At 60.6% G+C, this 7548-nt stretch carries 5 protein-coding genes and 1 pseudogene; 5 read left to right on the top strand and 1 reads right to left on the bottom strand.

All coding sequences use genetic code 11. The annotated features are described in order from the left end of the window. From AC1DH9_RS22470 to AC1DH9_RS22460, 3 genes and pseudogenes are all read left to right on the top strand, one after another. A pseudogene (locus AC1DH9_RS22470) lies at positions 1 to 1517 on the top strand (alpha-2-macroglobulin family protein); the annotation flags it as partial. A 1-nt stretch (position 1518) separates the two neighbouring features. Continuing rightward, the gene (locus AC1DH9_RS22465; RefSeq protein ID WP_427541703.1) at positions 1519 to 3150 is read left to right on the top strand and encodes a DUF2300 domain-containing protein; all 1632 of its coding nucleotides are present in this window, start codon (positions 1519 to 1521) and stop codon (positions 3148 to 3150) included. Positions 3151 to 3153: 3 nt separating this feature from the next. Next, the gene (locus AC1DH9_RS22460; RefSeq protein ID WP_427541706.1) at positions 3154 to 3966 is read left to right on the top strand and encodes a YfaP family protein; all 813 of its coding nucleotides are present in this window, start codon (positions 3154 to 3156) and stop codon (positions 3964 to 3966) included. A 174-nt stretch (positions 3967 to 4140) separates the two neighbouring features. Here the strand turns inward: AC1DH9_RS22460 and AC1DH9_RS22455 are convergent, their stop codons facing one another. Beyond that, complete coding sequence (locus AC1DH9_RS22455) at positions 4141 to 4590, bottom strand: DUF3828 domain-containing protein (RefSeq protein ID WP_427541708.1); 450 nt, start codon at positions 4588 to 4590, stop codon at positions 4141 to 4143. A 669-nt stretch (positions 4591 to 5259) separates the two neighbouring features. Between AC1DH9_RS22455 and AC1DH9_RS22450 the strand changes: the two genes are divergently transcribed. Further along, positions 5260 to 6339 carry a Gfo/Idh/MocA family protein gene (locus AC1DH9_RS22450; protein ID WP_427541728.1) on the top strand — a complete coding sequence of 360 codons (1080 nt, stop codon included), beginning with the start codon at positions 5260 to 5262 and terminating at the stop codon, positions 6337 to 6339. Further along, complete coding sequence (locus tag AC1DH9_RS22445) at positions 6329 to 7444, top strand: DegT/DnrJ/EryC1/StrS family aminotransferase (protein ID WP_427541731.1); 1116 nt, start codon at positions 6329 to 6331, stop codon at positions 7442 to 7444. The genes AC1DH9_RS22450 and AC1DH9_RS22445 overlap by 11 nt, the downstream gene beginning before the upstream one ends. The last annotated feature ends 104 nt before the right edge of the window (positions 7445 to 7548 follow it).

Genomic DNA, 7548 nt, shown 5'->3' with positions numbered 1-7548 from the left:
GTCTGGATGTGCTCGGCGGCGATACACCGCTGACCCTGCCGGCGGATGCCAGCGATATCCGCCTGCGGCTGGATGACAGCCCGCAAGCGCTGTTCCGTTCGGCCCTCGACGACCTGTTGAGCTACCCGTACGGTGGCGTCGAGCAGACCGCCAGTCGTTTGCTGCCGCTGAGCATCGCTTACCCGACCTTGTCGTCGAACCCGCGGATTCGTGACCGCTTGCGGCTGATCATGCAGAACAGCCGTCTGCGGCTGGTGCAAATGGCCGGGCCTTCCGCGTGCTTCACCTGGTGGGGCCAGGATGGCGAGCCGGACGCGTTCCTCACCGCTTACGCCTATTACGCCGACTGGTACGCCAGCAAGGCGCTGGATCTGAGTCTGCCGCCGGAGCACTGGCAGCAGGTGCTGGAGATCTACGCAAAACAGGCGAAGGACACGCCGCTGTTGCAGCGAGCGCTGATTGTGTCGTTCGCCCGGCAGATGCAATTACCGGTGAATACGTTGCTCAGCGGTTTGATGGACGATCTGGCGAAAGCCGGCGAGGGCAATGCTGCAAACCTGATGGACGAGGGGCAAGACAGCATCGTCATGAGCGATCCGGACTCGGCGCTGGGTCTGGCCAGTGCTCGCGTGCTGACCGCATCGATGGCCGTACAGGCCAAGGTCAATCTGCCGGACGCTTTCAATCGGCAACTGGCGGATGCCCGGCAACGTTTGGCTGCCAGCTCCCAGCCGTTTGTCGAAGCCTTGAACCTGTCGCTGCAACCCTTCGATCAGGCACACGCGACAGCGTTGTTGCAACGTCTGTTGCCGCAGCAATCGACCCTGGAGCGTGCTTTGGCGCTGACCTGGTTGCAGCGCAGCATCGAACAGGCTTCCCCCGCCGTTGCATTGACACCGGGTGAAGGCTGGAAGCAAGGGCAGGGCGCTACCGGCGAAATCTACTGGCAGTGGCAAGGTGCGCAAGTGCCTGGCGTGTTGTCCCTGACCGGCGCCCAGGAGCGTCCGCTGCGGGCCGCGTTGAGCTTCCAGAGCAAGCAACCGGCATTCGATCCGATGGCCGTGACCATCACCCGTCGCCTGTCGCGGCTGGTGCCGGGTGACGAAGCCTTCAACTTCAAGCTGGAAGCGGTCGGCACCCAGCCATTGTCCAGTGACAGCCTGTACCTGGACGAAGTGATCATCGCCAGCAACGCCGCGAAGCCACTGCGCTACGGCATGCTCGAAGTGCCGCTGCCACCCGGTGCGGATGTAGAGCGTACGACCTGGGGCATCAAACTCATGGGCAAGGCCGGCAGCGAGCCGAGCTCGCTGGAAAAGGCCCGTTTCGAACCGGGACAATTGGCCTACGCGATTCCGGTCGATGCCCTGAGCGGTGAATTGCGCTTGCGTCATCTGGTGCGTTTCTCGCAAAAAGGCCAGTTCAACCTGCCGCCGGTACGCTTCACCCAGGTCTATGCGCCACAGCACCAGGCCCTGGAACAGAAGCCGGCCCTCGGCCAGATCACGGTTAAATGACATGATCCGGCCTCTGGTCTGGTGGCTGCTGTGTCTGATCCCTGCGCTGGCCACGGCGCAGGACGAGCCGCTGCGCCTGGCTTTGAAGGGTGAGTTGCTGCAGTTGAGCCGGACTCAGGTGATGGCGCGCGAGCCGTTGCCGCAGACGCTGCAAACGCCGCTGGGGAGTGTATGGAAGCTGTTCGTTTACGGGTGGCTGGTCGATACCGGCGCTCGTGAGCCGGTTTATGAGTGTCGCGGGCAGTCGAAGGAAGAAGTGTATTGCTGCACCGCTGGCGCGAGCATTGGGCGGGATCAGGCGTTGGCGAAATCCTGCGGACTGTATTTCGAGCCGAAGCGGTTGGGTATTACTGACGCCGGATGGCGGGAATATTGGCAGGCGCGTCAGGCGCCGGAGTGGTTGCTGGATTTGCCATCATTGCAGCCGCAAGCCCGGGTTTCGGTGGCTGAGTTGTTAAAGGCACTGGCGCTGATGCCGGCACAGGATCAGGCCCGTCGAGTGTTGCTGGATGTGGTGTTGAACGCTGCTGATGGCAATGCCGTGGGTGAACTCGGTGGCCGCCTGCGAGTGAAAACCTGGAGCTGGCTGGGGGATCGGGACCCTTCGTCGCGTCAGGGCGGGTTCGCCGGATGGCTGGCGGACGGAACGCCGATCTGGGCCGGCGGGCGGGGCACCAGCCAGAAGGTCCTGCGCAACTACGCGGAGGCGCTGTCCAGCGTGTTGCCGTCCACTTGGCCTGCGCAAGCGGGGCGATGCGTCGAAGTCAGCCTGTTCTCCCGCTATCCACTGCAACGCGTGCTCTCAGGTGATCGCGTGGCGCCCCCTGGCCCCTTGCAGGGCGACTACCGCGTCGAGTTCGTCAACGGTAACCAACTCGAGATCCACAGCGACGGCGAGCTGTTTCTGTTGAAGGACGGCCCTTCACAAAAGCTGGTCGCCCGCCTGGACCGTGAAGAATATGTCGCCCGCGTCCTTCAGCGCGAAGCCAGGCCCGAACCCGCTGAAGCCGCCAAAGCCCTGGCCGTCGCGATCCGCACCTACCTGCTGCAAAACGCCACACGCAACGGTGACTGCCTGAGCATCGACGACAGCAGCAGCCGTCAGCGCGTCGCCCCACGCCCGGCCACGGCGGATTCGCGCAACATTGCCGCCTGGACCAGCGACCTGATTCTTGCCGGCAGCACCGTCACTTACCACTCCGATCAGCCCGGCACCGACAAACTCTCCTGGCAGCAAGCCGTCGAACAAGCCAGTGCCGGCCAGCGCTACGACGCGATCCTGCTCCATGCCTACCCGCGCGGGAGCCTCAGCCGTTGGGACAATCCCGTCGCCTCCTGCGAGGCCCTGCCCGCTGCACAAAACTGGYTGCAGAAGCAGCGCCGCGGCTGGCGCCAACGCCTTGAAAGCGAAGTCGGCTACAACGAAGTCAGCACCTTCGCCGTCTGCCGCCTTGCTTTCGGTAACCCTTATGTCGACCGCGAACGTCAGCGCATTTATGTGCGCGGCGTGCTGTCGCTACAGGATCGCCTCGACCTGACTCACGAATACCTGCACCTGGCCTTCGATGCACACCCCAACGGCCAGGACGAAACCTACATCGAAGGGCTCGCCCGTCAACTTTTACTGGAATAGGCCATGAAACGTCGTTATCCACAGGTCATCCTGTTCCTCTGCTCTTTGACAGCGTTGCCGATGGCGATGGCAGCCGATGCCGTCAAACTCGACACCCCTGTCGGTGGCTGGCGCATCGGTGCCGCCGAAGGTGAAGGCGAAAACTTCCGTCAGACCGTCAACTACCCTGCTTCCTCGGTCAACACCCCGGCGGGCCAGGCCAACACCGCTCGCATTAGCGGTCAGATCAAAGCCACGCCCAAGCGCAACGAGCCTGGAAAACTCATTGTCAACGGCGTCAGCATGCCGCTGAAACTCGACCCCGCCGGACATTTCGACCGCCCGTTTTCATTCCCCAATGGCAGCAATAGCGTCGAAGTCCGCAGCCCGGACGGTCAGCAACGCCACCGCACTCAATTCCTCCACCTCAGCGGCGGCGCTACCCCGGCCAAACTGCGGGTACTGCTGTCCTGGGACAGCGATAACACCGATCTGGATTTGCACCTCATCACCCCTGATGGCGCACACATCTGGTACGGCGACCGTGTGGCGCCCAATGGCGCGGCGCTGGATGTCGACGTCACCACCGGCTACGGGCCGGAGATTTTTTCCATGCCGGCGCCGATCAAGGGGCAATACCTGGTGTATCTGAATTACTTTGGAGGCGGGTATCGCAGTGGTGAGGAGGGTCAGGAGAATGCTGTTCAGCCGCTGACCACAGCGCAGGTGACGGTGATTACAGAAGAGGGAACGCCTGACGAGAAGATGCAGACGTTTGTCGTGCCRATGCGGGCGGTGGGGGAGTTGACGCTGGTTCGGGCGTTTAGTTATCCGTGAGGAGGACATTGTCCAGTGGGCTGCTGCCCGGATCCAACGTGGGTGGTCCATGGCTGTGAGCCGAATAATAGGGTTATTCGGCTCATCTGATGAGCCGATTGTGTGGCTATTCGGCTCACCGTCCAGTAGATCGTCAGTGCGCCTGGCGATTCAGAAGAAACGATCGGCCATCGCTCAATCACTCTGATCCGCTGTGGACAGCACGTCATTGATCTTCCAGCAGCCATTGTTCTTGACCAGCAGCACATCCACGATCTGGGTTGTATCGGGCGTATTGCCCAATGTCACCTGCTCCCTGGCTGAGGCTCCCTGCACGAGTGGCTCACTGACCTGGATGTGGGTGAGCCATTCTTCCATGTAGTCTTGAGCCTTGATGAAATAGTCCTCTTCCAGCCCATCCGGGCTGGCCATCTGCTTTTTGATCTTGTCGATCAGCTCGTCCGAAACGTACTGCTTCATCTGCGCACTATCATCGGTCAGCGGATCTTTTCCAGCGCTGAAACTTTGCAGGTACCCGCTATAGAAAGCTTCGGCCACGGGTTTGGGGGAGCTGGCGCAGTCGGCGAAGGCAACGGGGGGATGAAAAACCGCGGCGGCGAACAGCAGGGAAAGCCACTTTCTCATGGTTGTGTCCTTACAGATTCGATGGGGTTGGACGAGGCGTGGGGCATTCGCCGAGCTCGTTCAGGCGCCCGATAGATTGAGCGCTTTGGGGAAGGGCAGTCAATGGATGGCTCGTGAGGTGGCGCGGGAGCCTACACATATAGCCACACATTGTTTATACGATGTGTTTTCTCAGGTGCTCACGGAGATTGAGTACCTGCAGATCAAGGATGAACGAAGATGTACTTCAAGGAAGATTCCGCTCATGCATGCTTACTCGCAAGAAAGTCACCATTCCTTTTTCGATGGAATGTGCGACCGGCCCCTAAAGACTTTTGCCTTCTGCGCAATCGACTTGGATTATGACGCCTCGCTGCCCCCCGGGTCTGCGGACATCCTCAAACCCCGTCTCCGCGGCTTCATGCCTGCTTCTTGCGACAGCCTGCAGATTCATCGTGTCGATCCATTGCAAAAAACACCTTTGGCGATATCAGGCGATCGTCCTGACGCGCTGAGCGGTGGTGATCTTCGCGGCCATAGCGATCCCCCCATTTAGGGCAACCCTGCCCGGCTTGAAACGAACGCCAGGTTCATTCGATTTTTCGAAACAGTCCTCCGGGTCGGAACCCGCGTAGGCGTTCGTCCAACCATTTACGAAGCAGTTCCCAATTTTCCAGGATGGAGATGGTAATGACTGTACTCAGAGTTGGCATCGTTGGTCTCGGCGCACAGATGCAAGAAAATCTGTTGCCCACACTTCTACAAATGCCGGACATACGTATCGTGGCGGTCTGTGACAGCGACCTCACGCGTGCCGGACAGATTCATCGCTTCATCTCGAATGTGTCGATAACGGACGATTTCGACGAGATGCTGGCGTCCAACTCGATCGATGCCGTGGTCATGGCATGCCCACCTCAGGCACACCGCGATCTTGCGCTCAAGGCCATGGCCAAGGGCGTCCACGTGTTTGTCGAAAAACCGCCTTGCTTCACCCTCGCCGAGCTGGAAACCCTGATCGAGGCCAGTCGCCGCTCGAACGTCGTCACAGGCGTCGGGATGAACTTCAAGTTTGCCAAACCCATGCGTCAACTGCGCGACATGACCCGTACCGAGCAATTCGGGAAGGTTGTGCATATCCAGCTCAATCACTATGCAAGCAAGCCAACGGCGCCGCTCTGGGGCCTGGACTCGACGCTGAGATCCTTCCTGCTGGCGCAGGCAATCCACACGATCGACCTGGGTGTCACCTTCGGCGGTGGCGAGCTGCGCGATATCGAGTCGCGGGTTCAGCGCCACGACGACTCGCTGCTGGTGAGTCTGGAGCTGCAGTTTTCCACCGGTGCCACCGTTAGCCTCTTGAGCGGAACCATGTTCCCGTACTTCGAATTCGACATGAAGATCGTCAGCTCGAATTCGATGATGGTCGAGCTCAACAACCTCTGGAATATCACCATGCACGAGCCGGAACACGGCACCAGCGCTACCGGCACGGCCAAGCGCTGGCGTGGTGCGTGGCAGCCCGGGCCACTCGATTCCGGGTACGAGCGCAGTGGTTATTTTGGCGAGCTGGAGAAGTTCTTCGACGCCGTGCGCAGTCGTTCGTCCTATGAGGCGAGCTTCGAAAGCCTGCGACCTACCTACAAGATCATCGAAAAGATTTGCGCCGCCGACATTGCCCGGTCCGACCTGGCGCCTGTGCTGTCCCTGCGTACCGAGCAATCCGCCAAGTCCAACGCCCACTTCGGAGCCGATTCCAATGTCATCTAATCTTGCCAATGCCGCGACTGCCCGACTGACTGTGTCCGATAAATACCGCCCGGTGTATGCAGACGATCTGCAGACCATGAAAAAAACCCTGGAACGCCCGCTGTCGGGCACCAGTGATGTGGTGGCGGAATACGAAGGCAAACTCGCCGCCTGGTTCAAGGCACGGCATGCGATCGCCGTATCGTCGGGCGGTGCGGCGCTTAGCGTGGCCATTTATGCGGCAGGCGTAGGCCCTGGCGATGACGTGCTGCTGACGCCGAGCTGCCCGCTGTGCACCATCTACCCGATCATCGCGGCAGGCGCCAATCCGGTCTTCGTCGACACCCGTCCTCATGGCTTCGGCGCAGACCCGGCGTCTATCAAGGCGCGGATGACACCGCGCACCCGCGCAATTATCGATATCCCGATGTGGGGCTACCCGACCGAAGTCGACGAGATGCGTACACTCACCCACGAGCTGGGAATCAAGCTGATCCTGGACCTGGCCCACTCCCACGGTACGACGCTGCATGGCCGTCCGCTTTCGCAGTTTGGCGACTTGTCGTGCTTCAGCACTCACGAGCGCAAACCATTGGCAACCGGCGAGGGCGGTTTCATCCTCACCGACGACGATGCGCTGGCTCAGCGCAGTCGCGATTACAGCCGTTTCGGGAACCTCAACGGTAAAGACTTCGGCCTTAACTACAAACTCGCTGCGCTGCCGGCAGCCCTGGGCGAAAGCCGTCTGGCCTCACTGGCCGGGCAGATCGATCAGCGCCGTGAAAACGCGGCCTACTTCCTGAGCAAGCTGGATCACAGCAAGGTTCGCGAGAAAAAAATCATCGCAGGGGGGGAGCCGAACTATTACTTCCTCAATCTTGAACTGCACTTCGCCGACAACCGTGCGTTCATTGACTACCTCGATGACGCCGGCATTCCGTCCGACATCAAGCGCTACGGTTGCAAGGCACTCTACGAGTTCCCGGCGCTGGCCCACTATCGCAACGAGTGCCCGAATGCCGAAGCACTGCTGGCAAGCATGACGACGATTCCGGTTCATCCTGACATTACCCGCGCCGAGCTGGACTACATGGCCGACCGCATCAACCAGTACGGTGCTGCGTGAATGACTGACGCACTCGATCGCTCGCAATTGGATCGGCACTTCACCGCGTCCGGGTTCGTACTGAACCCGGACCGGAAGATGTTGCTGCTGCATCACCGCAAGCT

The sequence above is a fragment of the Pseudomonas sp. 05T35 genome (assembly GCF_056396605.1).
This window is presented reverse-complemented; position numbering and strand designations above follow the sequence as displayed.